The organism is Streptomyces sp. NPDC002825 (genome assembly GCF_040295385.1).
Lineage (GTDB): Bacteria > Actinomycetota > Actinomycetes > Streptomycetales > Streptomycetaceae > Streptomyces.
Genome location: NZ_JBEOVH010000007.1, coordinates 199262 through 215287, shown reverse-complemented (window position 1 = coordinate 215287; position 16026 = coordinate 199262). Strand labels below are relative to the sequence as shown.

At 72.6% G+C, this 16026-nt stretch carries 13 protein-coding genes and 2 tRNA genes; 2 read left to right on the top strand and 13 right to left on the bottom strand.

The features are described 5' to 3' along the window. Positions 1-57: 57 nt before the first annotated feature. The gene (gene holA, locus ABT041_RS12505; protein ID WP_351183057.1) at positions 58-1047 is read right to left on the bottom strand and encodes a DNA polymerase III subunit delta; all 990 of its coding nucleotides are present in this window, start codon (positions 1045-1047) and stop codon (positions 58-60) included. 62 nt (positions 1048-1109) lie between these two features. Between holA and ABT041_RS12500 the strand changes: the two genes are divergently transcribed. Beyond that, positions 1110-1352: a hypothetical protein gene (locus ABT041_RS12500; RefSeq protein ID WP_351183055.1), complete on the top strand. Its 243-nt coding sequence runs from the start codon at positions 1110-1112 to the stop codon at positions 1350-1352. Positions 1353-1359: 7 nt separating this feature from the next. Here the strand turns inward: ABT041_RS12500 and ABT041_RS12495 are convergent, their stop codons facing one another. From ABT041_RS12495 to ABT041_RS12445, 11 genes are all read right to left on the bottom strand, one after another. Beyond that, positions 1360-2250, bottom strand: coding sequence for a YceI family protein (locus tag ABT041_RS12495; RefSeq protein ID WP_351183053.1), 891 nt, complete (start codon positions 2248-2250; stop codon positions 1360-1362). 98 nt (positions 2251-2348) lie between these two features. Then, positions 2349-3158, bottom strand: coding sequence for an arylamine N-acetyltransferase family protein (locus tag ABT041_RS12490; RefSeq protein WP_351183051.1), 810 nt, complete (start codon positions 3156-3158; stop codon positions 2349-2351). 44 nt (positions 3159-3202) lie between these two features. Then, entirely contained in the window at positions 3203-4474 is a 1272-nt protein-coding gene (locus tag ABT041_RS12485; RefSeq protein ID WP_502976454.1) for an MFS transporter, read from the bottom strand. Continuing rightward, entirely contained in the window at positions 4471-5091 is a 621-nt protein-coding gene (locus ABT041_RS12480; protein WP_351183047.1) for a winged helix-turn-helix domain-containing protein, read from the bottom strand. The genes ABT041_RS12485 and ABT041_RS12480 overlap by 4 nt, the downstream gene beginning before the upstream one ends. Before the next feature lie 87 nt (positions 5092-5178). Further along, the gene (locus ABT041_RS12475) at positions 5179-7848 is read right to left on the bottom strand and encodes a ComEC/Rec2 family competence protein (protein ID WP_351183045.1); all 2670 of its coding nucleotides are present in this window, start codon (positions 7846-7848) and stop codon (positions 5179-5181) included. Then, on the bottom strand, positions 7845-8639 hold the full coding sequence (locus ABT041_RS12470) for a ComEA family DNA-binding protein (protein WP_351183043.1): 795 nt from the start codon (positions 8637-8639) through the stop codon (positions 7845-7847). Before ABT041_RS12470 ends, ABT041_RS12475 begins: the two co-directional genes overlap by 4 nt. Positions 8640-9050: 411 nt before the next feature. After that, the gene (locus ABT041_RS12465; protein ID WP_351183041.1) at positions 9051-9896 is read right to left on the bottom strand and encodes a DegV family protein; all 846 of its coding nucleotides are present in this window, start codon (positions 9894-9896) and stop codon (positions 9051-9053) included. 297 nt (positions 9897-10193) lie between these two features. Further along, a complete protein-coding gene (locus tag ABT041_RS12460; protein ID WP_351183039.1) occupies positions 10194-10916 on the bottom strand; it encodes a hypothetical protein in 723 nt (240 codons plus the stop codon). A gap of 115 nt (positions 10917-11031) precedes the next feature. Beyond that, positions 11032-13905 carry a leucine--tRNA ligase gene (gene leuS / locus ABT041_RS12455; protein WP_351183037.1) on the bottom strand — a complete coding sequence of 958 codons (2874 nt, stop codon included), beginning with the start codon at positions 13903-13905 and terminating at the stop codon, positions 11032-11034. Between the two features lie 278 nt (positions 13906-14183). Continuing rightward, positions 14184-14256 (bottom strand) — tRNA-Ala (locus ABT041_RS12450). A 73-nt stretch (positions 14257-14329) separates the two neighbouring features. Next, positions 14330-14402 (bottom strand) — tRNA-Ala (locus ABT041_RS12445). Between the two features lie 122 nt (positions 14403-14524). Here ABT041_RS12445 and ABT041_RS12440 point away from each other — a divergent pair. After that, positions 14525-15766, top strand: coding sequence for a glycosyltransferase 87 family protein (locus ABT041_RS12440; RefSeq protein ID WP_351183035.1), 1242 nt, complete (start codon positions 14525-14527; stop codon positions 15764-15766). Here ABT041_RS12440 and ABT041_RS12435 read toward each other — a convergent pair. Continuing rightward, positions 15745-15978 (bottom strand): hypothetical protein, encoded by a 234-nt coding sequence (locus ABT041_RS12435; RefSeq protein WP_015033559.1) that lies wholly within the window; start codon positions 15976-15978, stop codon positions 15745-15747. The two genes, ABT041_RS12440 and ABT041_RS12435, sit on opposite strands and share 22 nt — an antisense overlap. Positions 15979-16026: the final 48 nt, after the last annotated feature.

Genomic DNA, 16026 nt, shown 5'->3' with positions numbered 1-16026 from the left:
GGGCCGCACCACCGGGACCCGCCCTACGACGAACCGCCCCGCGAGGCCCCGCGCACGTCAGCCGCGCCGCATCCTCGCCGCCCGCGCCACCGCGACCACCGCCTTCTCCAGGGCGTACTCCGGGTCGTCGCCCCCGCCCTTCACCCCCGCGTCCGCCTCCGCGACGGCCCGCAGGGCCAGGGCCACGCCGTCCGGGGTCCAGCCCCGCATCTGCTGGCGCACGCGGTCGATCTTCCAGGGCGGCATGCCCAGCTCCCGGGCGAGGTCGGCGGGCCGTCCGCCCCGGGCGGAGGAGAGCTTGCCGATCGCCCGGACCCCCTGGGCCAGCGCACTGGTGATGAGCACGGGCGCGACCCCGGTCGAGAGCGACCAGCGCAGGGCCTCCAGGGCCTCCGCCGCCCGCCCCTCGACGGCGCGGTCCGCGACGTTGAAGGAGGAGGCCTCGGCGCGGCCCGTGTAGTACCGCCCGACGACCGCCTCGTCGATCGTCCCGTCCACGTCGGCGGTGAGCTGCGAGACCGCGGAGGCGAGCTCCCGCAGATCACTGCCGATCGAGTCCACGAGCGCCTGGCAGGCCTCGGCCGTGGCCGACCGCCCCAGCGCCCGGAACTCCTGCCGTACGAACGTCAGCCGTTCCGCCGGCTTCGTCGTCTTGGGGCAGGCGACCTCCCGGGCCCCCGCCTTGCGCGCCGCGTCGAGGAGACCCTTGCCCTTGGCGCCGCCGGCGTGGAGCAGGACGAGCGAGATGTCCTCGACCGGATCGGCCAGGTACGCCTTGACGTCCTTGACCGTGTCGGCGGACAGGTCCTGCGCGTTCCGCACGACCAGCACCTTGCGCTCGGCGAACAGCGAGGGGCTGGTGAGCTCGGCCAACGACCCGGGCTGGAGCTGGTCGGGGGTGAGGTCCCGCACGTCCGTGTCGGCGTCGGCGGCCCGCGCGGCCGCCACCACCTCCTGGACGGCTCGGTCGAGGAGCAGGTCCTCCTGCCCCACGGCGAGCGTCAGGGGGCCGAGGAGGTCGTCGGGGGAAGTCTTTCTGGTGGCCATCGCGATCCAGCATCCCACGGGCCACTGACAGCACCGCCCGCGAAGGGGACGAGAATGGCGGGGTGAGTGAACGACACGTACTGGTACTCCCCGACCGCGACGCCGCCGAGGAGCTCGCCGGCGAGCTCCCCGACCGTTTCGGCGTGGCCGAGGAACCGCAGCTCGTACGGGACGCCCTGGCCGGGGAGGACGACGCCGAGGACGCGCAGTGGCTGGTGGTCGTGGAGGACCCGGACGCCCGCCTCGACCCGGCCGCCCTCGACGCGCTGGCCGCCGAGTACGAGGGGTGGCTGGAGGCCCCCTAGGGGGACCTCAGGAACGGCCCGTCTTCGGGACGATCTGGACGTCGAGGTCGATGCTGATGCTGGACCCGACCGCCGCGATCCCCCGCGCGAGGAGCGTCTGCCAGGTGAGGGTGAAGTCCTCGCGGTGCAGCTCGGTGGTGGCGCGGCAGGCGCCCCGGGTCTCGCCCTCCAGACCGTTCCCGAGGCCGAGGTACTGGGTGTCGAGGGTCACCGTGCGGCTCACGCCGTGGAGGGTGAGGGCGCCGGTGACGGCCCAGCGGCTGCCGCCCCGGTGGACGAAGCGCTCGCTGAAGAACTCCAGCGTCGGGTAGGCGCCGACGTCGAGGAAGTCGCCGGAGCGCAGATGGTCGTCGCGCATCTGCACCCCGGTGTCGATGGAGGCCGCGTCGATGACGACGTGCATCGCGGACTGCTCCATGCGCTCGGCGATCCGCACCGCGCCCGCGAAGCTGTTGAACCGTCCGTGGATCCGGGCGAGGCCGATGTGGCGCGCGGTGAAGCCGATCTGCGAGTGCAGGGGGTCGATCTCCCAGTCGCCCGGTTCCGGGAGCTGCGGCTGGGGTGCCACCTGGAGCAGGACGTCCCCGAGGCCCTGGTGCTCGCCCTCGGTCACGACGGCGCTGCCGCGGTAGGGCGTGTAGCCCTCGGAGGTGACGGCGACCCGGTACTCGCCCGCCGGTACGGTCGCGAGGACCGTGCCGTACGGGTCGGTCTCGCCGCCCAGGACCTTGCGGCCCGCCGTGTCGCTGACGACGAACTCGGCCTGGCGGACGGGTTCGTACACGGGGTCGAGCACCCGGCAGCTGAGCACGCCCGCCGAGGAGGGGACGGCGAGGCCGGCGAGCGGGCCGCCGCGCGCGGCTCCCGCCGCACGCTTCCCGAAGAGACGATCGAACATTCTTCACGCACCCCCGTGCGACTCGTTCACTATGCAACGAAGTTGCATTCGATCACCGTTGAGGCGTTCGAGGCAAACGGGGCGAGTGGCGGCAAGTGTTACCGAGGGTCCGAATTAAAGATTCCGCTTCGTACGGCCGGCAGCACGTCGAGCTCGATGCCGAACAGCTCCCGGTACGCGCTCCTCACCTCGTCCTCGCCGTCGAGGATCCGCTCCTCGCGCTCGCCGCCCGTGCGGGTGATCAGCTTCGGAGCACTGAGCGTGATCCGGCCGTCCTCGGTGAGCCGGGAGCAGATGAGGGACCGCGGAAAGTGCGAGTCGGGCGAGGTCTGGTGGTACCAGGCGCCCGCCGTGAAGTCGGCGAGCTCCCGCGGCCGCCGCTCCAGCCGGTACTTCGGCTTCCCGTCCCGCAGCACGTCCAGATCGCCGTCCGCCGCCTCCACGATCCGGAAGACCCCGCCCGGGTCGACCTGGTCGTCGCGCGCGTCGAAGGCCAGTGGATGGTGGCTGTGGTCGCCGAACCCGACGTCGGCCAGCCACCACTCCCCCTCCGCCGTCTCCACGAGCAGCGCCATGTGGTCGTACGGGATGCCCGGCTTCCCGTCCGGTCCGATCACCCGCGCCTGGAGCAGCGCGACCTCGTACCCGAGCCCCCGCAGCAGCACGGCGAACGCCGTGTTGATCTCGTAGCAGAACCCGCCCCTCCGGGCGCCCACCACCTTGTCGAGCAGCGCCTTCTCCTCCAGGACGACGGGCTCACCGAGGTGGATCGAGAGGTTCTCGAAGGGCACGGTGCGCAGGTGGCGCAGATGCAGCTCGCGCAGCGCGGCGGCGTCCGCGACCGCCGGCCGCTCCGCCCCGATGCGGCGGAGATAGTCGTCGATGGTGACGGGTTCATGTGTGGTCATACCGGCAGTCTGCCCGTCGATGATCCACATCTCACTCGACTTCTCTATCCGACGGGCACGGATTCCCCTTCCTTCACGGGCAGTTCACGCATCCTGGGCACCGGCGAGGGCAGCAGCCAGAGCACCGCGAGGACGGCTCCGGCGGTGGCGATCCACAGCGTGGGGCGCAGACCGACGGCGGTGCCGAGCAGACCGCCGACGAGCGCGCCGAGCGGACGGAAACCGTGGTTGAGCGTGCGGAAGGCACCCATGACCCTGGCCCGTACGGCGTCCGGTATCACCGCCATCTGGAACGAGCCCACGGCGATGTCCACCATCATCACCCCGACGCAGGAGAGGAACTCCGCGACGAACAGCACGCCCACCACCAGCGGAGTCGGTCCGCTCGCCAGGGGTATCAGGAGCAGCGGCAGGGTGAATCCGAGGAAGCCGGCGACGATCGAGCTGCCGACGCCGATCCGCCGGACGATCGCTCCGCTCCACGCCGCCCCGAGGAGACCGCCCACGGCTCCGGCGGCGAGGACGAGGCCGAGCAGCCCCGCACCGATGCCGAGTTCGGTGGTCGCGTAGAGCACGAAGAGGGTGTGGAACATGAGGTTGAAGAACTGGACCGTGCCGGAGGCGGCGAAGAGCGCGCGCATCGACCGCTCCCGGACCACCCAGCGCAGACCCTCGGTGAAGTGACCCTTGGTAACGGGCGCCGGCGGCGGTTCGACCGGCCTGACCCGGGTCAGGTACCCGGCCGAGACCAGGTAGGTGAGGGCGTCCGCGACCAGGGCGAACGGCGCGGTGAGGAACTGCACGAGCAGGCCCCCGACACCGGGCCCCGCGAGCCAGGCCATCGAACGGCTGCCGTTGATCAGCGCGTTCGCCTGGACATACCGCTCGGTGGGGACGAGCGCGACGAACAGCGTCACGTTGCACACCTCGAAGAGCACGGTGAGCGCGCCGATCCCGAAGGCGACCGCGTACAGCTGGCCGAGCGTCAGTGCGTCCAGCGCGTACGCGACGGGGAGGCTCAGGACCAGCGCCGCCCGCCCGAGATCGGCCGCGATCATGGCGCGCCTGCGGCTGACCTGCCGGTCGGCCCAGGCGCCGATCGGCAGGTTGAGCAGGAGGGCGGGCAGGAGTTCCGCGGTCTTGAGCAGGCCCATCGCCGCGGCGTCGGCGCCGAGGACCAGGACGGCCGCGAGCGGGATCGCGATGAGGGAGATCTGGTCCCCGGCGAGGGAGACGGTCTGCCCGGTCCAGTAGCGGCGGAAGGTCCGCTCGCGCAGCAGCGCCGGTATGCGGTCCACGAGAGCCATCTCGGTCACTCCTCTTCGCTGTCGGGGATGTCCTGGTCCAGGTGGGCGATCCGCAGGATGCTGACGGGCCGGGCGCCCTCGGGCCGGAGGGCCGGGTCGGACCCACGTGCCTCGTAGGGCCGGAGCAGTGCGTCGATCCGCTCTCCGAGGTCGGCCAGCTCCTCGGGGGTGAGGTGGAGCAGGGTGTCGCCGAACTGCTCGGCCTCCCGCCACTCCTTCGACAACCGGTGCCGGTTCTCGATGGCCCGGGTGACCCGCTCGAAGTAGCGCTCGACGACGGCGGCGCTGAGCGCGTCGGCCGCGTCGGCGACCGCCGCGTCCTCGCTGTGGTCCGGCCATTCGGTGTAACGGGCCGTGGCCCGCCAGGGCTTCTCGCGCCCCCGTCCGCCGGGCGCCTCCTCCACCAGCCCGTACTTGGCGAGTATCCGCAGGTGGTACGAGCAGCTGGCCACGGATTCGCCCGTCAGCTCGGCGGCCCGGGTGGCGGTGAACGGTCCGCTGCTGCGCAGCAGCCCCACCAGCGTCATCCGCAGCGGATGGGCGTAGGCCCGCAGGGCACGCGGGTCGGTGAGTCGGACACTGCGGGGCTCTTCGGCCCCGGGCTGCGGTGCGCTGATCTCCGGCATGATGAAAAGGTATCTATAGAAAGATTCCTTTACAAGCACTTCTCCACATGCACGCTCGGCGCCACGAGCACGCCCCTCGGCGCCGCCTCACCCTCCTCCCGGTACCGCCAGAAGCCCACGCCCCGCCCCCACCACCGCGACGGCCCCGTCCCGATCGGTCCGCAGCACGCGCGCCCCGCCCGCCCGCAGCGCCTCCAGGGTCCTGGGCGCCGGGTGTCCGTACGGGTTGTCGCTCCCCGCCGACACCAGCGCGAGCCTCGGCCGCACCAGACGCATCAGGCTCGGATCCTGGTGCGCGGAACCGTGATGGGCCACCTTGAGCACATCCACCGGCCCCAGCCCCGGATGAAGCCGCACCAACGCCCGCTGGGCCGGCGGTTCGAGGTCCCCCAGGAGCAGCAGACTCAGCCCTCCGGCCGCACGGACGAGCAACGTCACACTGGCGTCATTGGGCCCACCCCCAAACCCCCCGAACCCCACGGCCCCTCCGAACCCCCCGTTTCTTCCAGCCCCCACGGACTCGCCGGCCGCCGCGGGCTCCCCGCCCCGCACGGCCGCCGCGGACTCACCGGCACCCGCGGCCCCCATGGCGTCCCCGGACTCCCCGCCCACCACGGGCTCCCGGGAATCGCCTGTCCACGGCCAGAGCACCCGCCACTCCAGGACCCCGACCCTTCGCCGCTCCCCCGGCGCCGCACGGATCAGCGGCACCCCGGCGGCCGCCGCCGTCCGCCGCACGAACGCGGCCTGGGCGGGCGGCTCTTCGAGCCCCGTGGTCTGGATGGCCCCCACCGACCTCCCCCGCAACACGCCGGGAAGTCCGGCCACATGGTCCGCGTGGAAATGCGTGAGCACCAGCAACGGCACCCGCCGCACCCCGAGTTCACGCAGGCAGCGATCCACCGGTACGGGATCGGGACCGGCGTCCACCACGACGGCGGAGTCCCCGCCCGCCGCCAGCACCGTCGCATCCCCCTGCCCCACCTGGCACATCGCGAACACCCAGCCCGGCGGCGGCCACCCGGTCACCCACCGGGCCAGCGGCACCGGACGCACCACCACGAGCAGCAGCACCCCGGCGACGATCACGCCGACCACCCTCCGGGACGGCAGCCTGCGCGCCCCGAGGACCACCAGGGCCGTGAGGAGCGCCAGCGCGAGGCCGCCCCACCACCCGCCGGGCCAGGCCAGCTCGGCCCCCGGCAGCGCCGCGCCCGTACGGGCCACCCGCGCCAGCCACCCCGCCGGCCATCCCGCCACCCACGCGAGCACCTCCGCGGCCGGCATCCAGACCGCCGCGACCGCGAGCGTGGCGAACCCGCACACCGTCGCCGGCGCCACCGCGAGTTCGGCGAAGAGGTTCGCCGGGACGGCGACCAGACTCACCCGCGCCGCGAAGACCACCACGACCGGCGCGCACACCGCCTGCGCCGCCAGGGCCGCGCCCAGCGCCTCGGCCGGCCGGCCCGGCACCCCGCGCCGCCGCAGCGCCTCGCTCCAGCGCGGGGCGATCGTCAGCAGCGCCCCGGTCGCCAGGACGGACAGCAGGAAGCCGTAACTCCTCGCGAGCCAGGGGTCGTAGAGCACCAGGACGAGGACGACCGCCGCCAGCGCGGGGAGGAGCGATCTCCGGCGACCGGTCCCGATCGCCAGCAGGGCGACGAGCCCGCAGGCCGCGGCACGCAGCACGCTCGGATCCGGACGGCAGACGATCACGAAGGCCAGCGTCAGCCCTCCCCCGGCCAGTGCCGTGAACCGCAGCGACAGCCCGATCCGTGGCGCGAGCCCGCCCCGCTCCACCTGGTGCGCCCGCCCGGGCCGACCGATGAGCAGCAGCAACACGACCGTGAGGTTGCTCCCGGAGACGGCCAGGAGATGGGTGAGATCGGTCGCCTCGAACGCTTCCCGCAGCTCGGGTCCGATCCGGGAGGTGTCCCCGACGACCAGTCCGGGCAGCAGGGCCCTGGCGTCCGGATCGAGCCCCTCGGTCGCCCTGCGCAACCCGGCCCGCAGCTCACCCGCCGTCCGTTGCAGCGCGCTCGGCTGCCCGACGACTCGCGGTGGCCCGGCCCCGTCGACCTTGAGCACCGCCGCGAAGGGCTCGCCTGGACGCAGCGGCGGCGCGAGCCGGGCGCCGACCCGCAGCCGCGTCGAGGGCAGGAGGCGCAGCCATTCCTCCCGTCCCTTCCCCGACGGCACGATCAGCAGGACCGGCGCCCGCGTCCGGTGGGCCGAGCCGTCCGCCCGCTCGATCCGGGTCACCTCGCCGTCCAGGACGATCGAGACCGGCGCCATCGCGTTGCCCCGGACCCTGGGCCTGGTGAGCCGTGCATCGGAGGTCACCGCCACCTCCACCCACACCCGGGCGTACTCCCGCGCCAGTTCGGGCACGGGCCCGCGCCGCAGGTCCGCCGCGTGCAACCCCGCCGACGTGGCCCCGGCCGCGGCGCAGAGCAACACCCCGGCCCACGCGGTCGCCCGTAACCGCCACGCCGGCGTGGCCCCTGGAACGGCGCCGCCAGGACCGTCATCCGGGCCGTCGCGCCCCCGAACCGGCCGCCGTACCAACAGGACCAGCGCCCCCACCAGGCAGACCGTGACCCCGGCCACCGTCCACCACCCGGTGGTGCCCACGGCGCAGGCCGCCGCCGCCCAGGCCGCCAGGGCGAGGGGAACGAGCCGGAGATCGGCCGGCTCCTCCCGCCGAGCCGAGCCGGGCACACCGGCTTCCTCGCCGGTCACCTCGTCTCGCTTCATGGCCGGACCAGCGGTTCGAGATCGGCGAACCGGCGCTCGCCGATGCCGTTGACCTCCCTCAGCTCCCCGACCGACCGGAAGCCGCCGTGCTCCGTCCTGTGGTCGACGATGTGCTGGGCGAGCACGGGTCCCACACCCGGGAGGCCGTCGAGCTGCTCCGCCGTGGCCGTGTTGAGACTCAGCGGAGCCCCCGGGGCACCGCCACCGGCACGGCCGCTGCCACCGGCACCCGGCCCTGGACCGCCGACCGGGTTCCCCGGCACACCGACCAGGACCTGCTCGCCGTCGAACAGGACACGGGCCCGGTTGATCCCGGTGAGATCCGCGCCGGGCTCCGCCCCACCCGCGGCCCGCAGGGCGTCCGCCACCCGCGAGCCGGCCGGCAGGGTCAGCACCCCGGGCCTGCGCACCTTCCCCCCGATGTCGACGACGACCGGCGCCCCGGCCTGCGGCACCGAGCTCGATCCCGGAACCGGCCCCGTTCCCGAACCGGCCGTCGGTGGGGGCACGGACACGGCGGCCACGGGGGCGGCGGCACGGACGAGTTCGGGAGCGCGCACCGGCTCCGGCCGCCCGGTCCAGAAGTACCCGCCCGCGAGACCCGCCGCCACCAGCAGGACCACCGTCAGCGCGGCCAGCGCCCTCGGCTCCAGCCCGCACCTGGTCTGCACCCACACCGGAGCCCGGTCACGGAGCACCGCGGCCAACCGCTCCCGTACCCCTGGCGGGGAACCCCGCTCCGGCGCCTCCGGCACCTCCCGGACGACCGGGACCTCCCAGGTCTCCGGCACAGCCGGGACTTCCGGCGCCCGCACCGGAGGCGGTGCCGCAACCGGCGCCGGCGGCGTCGCCGTCGGGAACAGGGCGTCTCCGCGCCCCCGTACGGTGTCCCCCGCCACTGCCGGGGTCCGGCCCACCGGGGCGCGCCTCCGGGCCCGTCCCGCGGGCGAGCCGCGCCCTCCGGATCGACCGCGCCCGTCCGAACCGGGCGCCCGACCCGGCCCGCTCGTCGGCGCACCCGCCCTGGCCGAGGTCCTGGAGGCGGTCGATGAGATACGTGTACGAAGAGTCATGTCCGTGACGGTAGAGATCACGGCAGGCCCGTGCGGAGCTCAGTCGTCTTCCGTGGACAGGCGCTCCGTTGTGGAAAACTCGCTCACCCTTACGGGGGACCGCTGGGGTCAGCCCGCTGGGGCGAAGGGTCAGCGCGGCGAGACCACGACCGCGAGAAGCCCGGGGCCGGTGTGGGCACCGATGACCGCACCCACCTCGCTGACGTGGAGTTCCTCGATTCCCGGTACCCGCTCGCCGAGCCGGTCGGCGAGGGCGTCGGCACGCTCCGGTGCGGAGAGGTGGTGCACGGCGATGTCGACGGGGCCCGAGCCGGCCCGCTCCACGGCGATCTCCTCCAGGCGCGCGATCGCCTTCGAGGCCGTTCGCACCTTCTCCCGCAGCTCGATCCGCCCGCCGTCGAGTTCGAGCAGCGGCTTCACGGCGAGCGCGGAGCCGAGCAGTGCCTGCGCGGCTCCGATGCGGCCGCCCCTGCGCAGATAGTCGAGGGTGTCGACGTAGAAGAAGGCGGAGGTGCCCGCGGCGCGCTTCTCGGCCGCCGCGACCGCCTCGTCGAGGGAGCCGCCGGCCTCCGCGACCTCCGCCGCCGCGAGGGCGCAGAAGCCCAGCGCCATGCCGACCATGCGGGTGTCGACCACCCGTACGGGCAGGGGGGCGTCCTTGGCGGCGAGCACGGCGGCGTCGTAGGTCCCGGAGACCTCGGCGGAGAGATGGAGCGAGACGAGGCCCTTCGCGCCCGCCGCGGCGGCCTCACGATAGGCCTCGGCGAAGACCTCGGGGCTCGGTCGCGAGGTGGTGACGGGCCGGCGCTTCTGCAGGGCCTCGGCGAGGGCCTTCGCCGAGATCTCGGTGCCCTCCTCGAGGGCGCGGTCGCCGATGACGACGGTCAGCGGGACCGTGGTGATGGCGTGCCGCTCCCTCGTCTGGCGTGGCAGGTAGGCCGTTGAATCGGTGACGATCGCGACATGCCGGGACATGAGCGGGAGGTTACCCGCCGAGACTGTCGCACGGCAGCCCGGCCCCCCACCGGAGGCTCGTCCGCACCCCGTCGGGGCGCCGAGGGGCCGTGCCGACCCCACACCGGAAACCATCCGCGGCCCCTTCGGGACGCCGAGAGGCCCTGCCCCCTCAGGGCTCCGCGGCCCCCACCGGGCACGCCTCCGCGCCCCCTCGCGACACCGAGAGGCCGCTCCCGGCCGGCCTCGCCACGGGCCGCTCCCCGTCGGGCTTCGCCACGGGCCGCTCCCCGTAAGGCCTCGCCGTGGGCCGTTCCGTCAGGTGGTGGTCTCCGGGCGGGCCGACTTCTCCCAGGGGTAGGCGGTCCGCCGGGGATCCGGCGCGGTGATCGCGGACGGCTCTCCCGCTCCCGCCCCGGGCCCGGCCGTCCGGGCCGTCCCCGACGTGGCTCCCGCCCTCGTCCCGGGGTCGGCGATCCCCGTCGCACTGTCCGGACTCGTCCAGTGACGCAGGGCGCCTGCCTCGACGTCGATCTGCGCGCTGAGCGCCGAAAGGTCGTCCTCCGCGAACTTCAGCGCCCGGTCCCGGGCGGCGCGCCGCAGCGCGTCGGCCGAGCCCGTGATCTTTTCGGTCCGCGCGGCGAGTTCGCGCAGCTGGCCCGCCACCCACACCCGGTCGGGCTCATGCTCCAGTCGCTTGAGGTCCGCGTCCAGTTCGATCCCGTGCGCGCTGAGCCGGTGGAACAGGTCGAGCGACTCCTTGAGCGAGGCGTCCTCGGCGACCCCCGCGTGCAGCGCCTCCTGAGTGGCGCGCATGGAGGTGCGCAGCGAGAGCCGCAGCCGGGCCAGTTCGCCGGCGACCCCGGCCTGGCCGAAGCTCTTGGCCCGCAGCGTGGTGTCCTCGACCGTGCGCCTGGCTTGGTCGAGGGTGCGGTCGACGCCGCGCTTGGCGGCCTTCGCGACCTTCACGGTGACGAACACCCCGAGAGCCACGAAGGACAAGAAGAGCAGCGCCATGATCGTGATAATCGTGGCTTCCATGGGCGCCCCTCCGACCTCGGTTGTGGTTCTTCCACGGTAAACGGAAGGGGCAGGTTGACGGTTCCCCTCGAACCCTCAACCTGCCCCCACGCTCCCCCTAGGGGAAGGGCCGATGTCAGCCGGCGACGATGTTGACCAGCTTCGGGGCGCGCACGATCACCTTGCGGATCTGCGCGTCACCCAGCGCCGCGACCACGTGCGGCTCGGCCAGCGCCAGCGTCTCCAGCTCCGCGTCCGTGATCGACGGGGAGACCTCCAGGCGGGCCTTGACCTTGCCCTTGATCTGCACGACGCAGGTCACGGTCTCGTCGACGACGTACGCCGGGTCGGCCACCGGGAAGTCCTGGTGGACGACCGAGTCGGTGTGGCCCAGCTTGCGCCACAGCTCCTCGGCGATGTGCGGGGCCAGCGGGGCGACCAGCAGCACCAGCTGCTCGGCGACCGGCCGGGAGATCGCGCCACCGGACTTGGTCAGGTGGTTGTTCAGCTCGGTGATCTTGGCGATGGCGGTGTTGAAGCGCATCGCGGCCATGTCCTGCGAGACGCCGTCGATCGCCTTGTGCAGGGCGCGCAGCGTGTCCTCGTCGGGCGCGGTGTCGACGACGGTGACCTCACCGGTCGCCTCGTCGACGATGTTGCGCCACAGCCGCTGCAGCAGCCGGTACTGGCCGACCACCGCGCGCGTGTCCCAGGGGCGGGAGACGTCCAGCGGGCCCATCGCCATCTCGTACAGGCGCAGGGTGTCGGCGCCGTACTCGGAGCAGATCTCGTCCGGCGTGACCGCGTTCTTCAGGGACTTGCCCATCTTGCCCAGGACGCGGCTGACCTTCTCGCCCTGGTACCAGAAGCCGCCGTCCCGCTCCTCGACCTCGGCCGCCGGCACGGCGATGCCGCGGGCGTCCCGGTAGACGAAGGCCTGGATCATGCCCTGGTTGTACAGCTTGTGGAACGGCTCGGCCGAGGAGATGTGGCCCAGGTCGAACAGCATCTTGGACCAGAAGCGCGCGTACAGCAGGTGCAGCACGGCGTGCTCGGCGCCGCCGACGTACAGGTCGACGCCACCGGTCGGCATGCCCTCGCGGGGGCCCATCCAGTACTGCTCGACGGCGGGGTCGACCAGCTTCTCGGCGTTGTGCGGGTCCAGGTAGCGCAGCTCGTACCAGCAGGAGCCGGCCCAGTTGGGCATGGTGTTGGTCTCGCGCCGGTAGCGCTGCGGACCGCGCCCGTCGCCCAGGTCCAGGGTGACGTTGACCCAGTCCTCGTTGCGGGACAGCGGGGTCTCCGGCTGGGTGTCCGCGTCGTCGGGGTCGAAGGTGCGCGGCGAGTAGTCCTCGACCTCCGGCAGCTCCAGGGGCAGCATCGACTCGGGCAGCGAGTGGGCGACGCCGTCCTCGTCGTAGACGATCGGGAAGGGCTCGCCCCAGTAGCGCTGGCGGCTGAACAGCCAGTCGCGCAGCCGGAAGTTGACGGTGCCCTCGCCGATGCCGCGGTCGGACAGCCAGGCGGTGATCTTCGCCTTGGCGTCGACGACGCCCAGGCCGTCCAGGGAGATCTCGTCGTTCGCCGAGTTGACGAGCTTCGCCTCGTACGAGGAGAAGGCGTCGTCCCAGGTGGAGGGGTCGGTGCCGCGGTCGTCGCCGGGCTCCACGACGCAGCGCATCGGCAGCTCGAAGGCGCGCGCGAAGGCGAAGTCGCGGCTGTCGTGCGCGGGGACGGCCATGATCGCGCCGGTGCCGTAGCCCATCAGGACGTAGTCGGCGATGAAGACCGGGACCTGAGCGCCGCTGACCGGGTTGGTCGCGTACGCGCCGGTGAAGACGCCGGTCTTGTCCTTGGCCTCGGCCTGGCGCTCGACGTCGGACTTGGAGGCGGCCTGCTTGCGGTAGGCGTCGACGGCCTCGGAGGGGGTGGCGTGCCCGCCGGTCCACACCTCGTGGGTGCCCTCGGGCCAGGCGGCCGGGACGATCTTCTCGACCAGGTCGTGCTCGGGCGCCAGGACCATGTAGGTGGCGCCGAACAGGGTGTCCTGGCGGGTGGTGAAGACGGTGATGGCACCGGTGTCGCCGACCTGGAAGTCGACGCGGGCGCCCTCGGAGCGGCCGATCCAGTTCCGCTGCTGCAGCTTGATGGCCTCGGGCCAGTCCAGCGCGTCCAGGTCGTCCAGCAGGCGGTCCGCGTAGGCGGTGATCCGCATGTTCCACTGGCGCAGCTTCGCCTTGAAGACGGGGAAGTTGCCGCGCTCGGAGCGGCCGTCGGCGGTGACCTCCTCGTTGGCCAGGACGGTGCCCAGGCCGGGGCACCAGTTGACGGGCGCGTCGGAGGCGTACGCCAGGCGGTACTCGCCCAGGACGTCGGAGCGCTCGGCGGCGCTCAGCTCGCTCCACGCGCGCGCGCCGGGGACCTCACGCGTGCCGTTCTCGAACTGCTCGATCAGCTCGGCGATCGGCCGGGCCTTCTTGGCCTCGTCGTCGTACCAGGAGTTGAAGATCTGCAGGAAGATCCACTGGGTCCACTTGTAGTAGTCCGGGTCGATCGTGGCGAACGACCGGCGCTTGTCGTGGCCCAGGCCCAGCCGGCGCAGCTGGACCTTCATGTTCTCCATGTTGGCCTCGGTGGACACACGCGGGTGGGTGCCCGTCTGCACGGCGTACTGCTCGGCCGGCAGTCCGAAGGCGTCGAAGCCCAGGGTGTGCAGCACGTTGTGGCCGGTCATGCGCGCGTGGCGGGCGAAGACGTCCGTGGCGATGTAGCCGAGCGGGTGGCCGACGTGCAGGCCCGCACCCGAGGGGTACGGGAACATGTCCATGATGAACTTCTTGGGCAGGGCGGCGACCGCGGGGTCGCCCGCCAGGTCACCGGTGGGGTTCGGCGCCTCGTAGGTTCCCTCGGCGTCCCAGAAGTCCTGCCAGCGTGCCTCGATGTCGGCGGCCATGGCCGCCGTGTAGCGATGAGGGGCCGCCGTCTCGGCGGCCGTCGTGATCTCGGTCATGGTCCTTGATGCTCCATCGATCGTCTCTGCCCACTGCCACGAACTGCCCGAAATGAAAAATCCCCTCGCACAGGAGGGGATGCCGCGCCGACTCCGACGGATGTCTGTCACCCGTCGGGACTGGTCAGCGCGGCTCGGTAAGCAGGAGGCGTACGGCACGCATGGCGCCAGGGTACCGCAGGGCCCGAGCGGGCCGCACCGGCGTTCCACGGAGCGGCGCCGGGGAACCGGACACGAAGAAGCGGGCCACTCGATCCGAGTGGCCCGCTTCTCTTCTGTGGAGCTAAGGAGAATTGAACTCCTGACCTCCTGCATGCCATGCAGGCGCTCTACCAACTGAGCTATAGCCCCGCGTGCGGGAATTATTCAGATTACCGCAGAACCGGCGCGAGCCATCCGATACGGATGGCTCACTTCCGTTCTGTGGAGCTAAGGAGAATTGAACTCCTGACCTCCTGCATGCCATGCAGGCGCTCTACCAACTGAGCTATAGCCCCTTGATTTGTCGTCCCCGCTTCACTCTCGCTCGCGGCGACGGACAGAACAGTAACGGCCCGCCCGGCAGATCGCCAAATCGGTTTCTCCGCCCCGTGCGGGGCCCCGGGTAGGGTCGCCGACTGTGTCCGTCTCCGTGCTCTCCCGAACCCGCGCCCGGTCGTGGCCCCTGGCCACCGCCGCGGCGGTCTGTCTGCTCTCGTTCGTCGCCTTCTGGGTGGCGCAACGCCTCGCCCACGTGAACATGCTCGACGTGATGGTCTACCGGGCCGAGGGCGAGACGGTCAGGGCCGGCGGCGACCTGTACGCGATGCGCGCGACCTCGGCGAACCTCGGCATGACCTACCCGCCCTTCGCGGCCCTGCTCTTCGTCCCGCTCACCCTGGTGAGCGTCCCGCTGATGCGGACCCTGACCACGGCGGGGAACCTGCTCCTGGTGGTCGCCCTGGTGCAGCTGTCCCTCCAGCTGATCCGCCCCTCGCTGTCCCGGACCGACCTGTGGCGCACGACGCTGTGGGTCGCCGCCGTCGTGGTCTGGTGCGAGCCGGTGTGGACGACCCTGCGGTACGGCCAGATCAACCTGCTCATAGCGGTGGCGGTGCTCTGGGACCTCACCCGCCGCGAGGGCAGCCGCTGGGCCGGCCTGGGCATCGGCCTGGCGACCGCGGTGAAGCTCACACCGGGACTCTTCGTGGTCCTGCTGCTCGCCGCGGGCCTGCTCCTGTGGCGCAGGGACCGGGGCATGAACCAGTGGATGCGCACGGCGCTGACGGCGACCGGGGTGTTCCTGGGGACGACGCTGGCCGTGGCGCTCGCCCTGCCCGCGGACTCGAAGCGGTTCTGGACGGAGACCCTGTTCGAGACCGGCCGGGTCGGCTTCGCCGAGGAGACCGCCAACCAGTCGATCCGCGGGGTCCTGGCCCGGCTGATGCACACGGACGACCCGGGCATGTGGTGGGCGGTGACCGCGGCCGTCCTGGGCGGTGCGGCGATGGTGCTCGCGGTACGGGCTGCGGTGCGCGGCGACAAGGCGGTGGCCGTGGTCGTCTGCGCGTTCACGGCGCTGATGATCAGCCCGATCTCGTGGTCCCACCACTGGGTCTGGTGCGTGCCGCTGCTGATCCTGCTCGCGGACCGCGCCACGCGCGCGTGGCCGGTGACGGGGGCGGTGGCGCTGGCCTTCGCCTCGTTCGCCCTGTGGTGGGTCCCGCACGACCCGGGCCGCCCCGAACTGGACCAGAACGCGGGGCAGATGCTGCTGTCGGCGATCTATCCGCTGACGGCGACGGCACTGTTCGTCGGGTACGCGCTGACGCTGCGGGCGTCGGGCCGCGGCGAGGGACGTCAGGCCGTCGCGAAGGAGTAGAACCGCTTGAGGGTGCAGTGCTCGTCGAGGAGCCGGCCGTAGATCGGCTCCCCCTCGAGCTCGCGATAGGTCTCGATGGGGTCGCCTTTTATGATCAGCGCCCGCGCGCACTCCTCGCACCAGTACTGGAACCCAGGGTTGACGGGGTCCATGTCGCGCACGATGGGCGTACCGCTGCCGCACCAGTCGCACTTCCGCCTGTGTGCACCCATCAATCAGCTCCAGCTGTGGCCGCAGGCCGTGCACCCATAGGACACCCT

Excerpts from the sequence above, each read along its gene's own strand:
- ABT041_RS12490 (WP_351183051.1), bottom strand. The coding sequence starts at position 3,158 with ATGACCACACATGAACCCGTCACCATCGACGACTATCTCCGCCGCATC.
- ABT041_RS12435 (WP_015033559.1), bottom strand. The coding sequence starts at position 15,978 with ATGGGTGCACACAGGCGGAAGTGCGACTGGTGCGGCAGCGGTACGCCC.
- holA (WP_351183057.1), bottom strand. The coding sequence starts at position 1,047 with ATGGCCACCAGAAAGACTTCCCCCGACGACCTCCTCGGCCCCCTGACG.
- ABT041_RS12460 (WP_351183039.1), bottom strand. The coding sequence starts at position 10,916 with ATGGAAGCCACGATTATCACGATCATGGCGCTGCTCTTCTTGTCCTTC.
- ABT041_RS12475 (WP_351183045.1), bottom strand. The coding sequence starts at position 7,848 with ATGAAGCGAGACGAGGTGACCGGCGAGGAAGCCGGTGTGCCCGGCTCG.
- leuS (WP_351183037.1), bottom strand. The coding sequence starts at position 13,905 with ATGACCGAGATCACGACGGCCGCCGAGACGGCGGCCCCTCATCGCTAC.
- ABT041_RS12495 (WP_351183053.1), bottom strand. The coding sequence starts at position 2,250 with ATGTTCGATCGTCTCTTCGGGAAGCGTGCGGCGGGAGCCGCGCGCGGC.
- ABT041_RS12480 (WP_351183047.1), bottom strand. The coding sequence starts at position 5,091 with ATGCCGGAGATCAGCGCACCGCAGCCCGGGGCCGAAGAGCCCCGCAGT.
- ABT041_RS12465 (WP_351183041.1), bottom strand. The coding sequence starts at position 9,896 with ATGTCCCGGCATGTCGCGATCGTCACCGATTCAACGGCCTACCTGCCA.